Source organism: Corynebacterium sp. HMSC069E04, assembly GCF_001813175.1.
Lineage (GTDB): Bacteria > Actinomycetota > Actinomycetes > Mycobacteriales > Mycobacteriaceae > Corynebacterium > Corynebacterium aurimucosum.
This window is the reverse complement of record NZ_KV811635.1, coordinates 1-260: the sequence shown is the minus strand read 5'-3', so window position 1 is coordinate 260 and position 260 is coordinate 1. Positions and strand designations below refer to the sequence as shown.

The window sequence follows — 260 nt, the reverse complement described above, 5'->3', positions numbered from 1 at the left end:
CGGTTTGGTTTGTCTGTTTGTCTAGGTTTGGGCTTTTCACGGCCTTTTTTGTGGAGAGTTTGATCCTGGCTCAGGACGAACGCTGGCGGCGTGCTTAACACATGCAAGTCGAACGGAAAGGCCAGTGCTTGCACTGGTACTCGAGTGGCGAACGGGTGAGTAACACGTGGGTGATCTGCCTTGCACTCTGGGATAAGCTTGGGAAACTGGGTCTAATACCGGATATGAACTGCCTTTAGTGTGGTGGTTGGAAAGTTTTT

At 50.8% G+C, this 260-nt stretch carries 1 rRNA gene; it reads left to right on the top strand.

Going from position 1 to position 260, the window contains the following annotated elements:
• Positions 1 to 47 precede the first annotated feature (47 nt).
• Positions 48 to 260 (top strand): 16S ribosomal RNA (locus tag HMPREF2896_RS02490); the annotation flags it as partial.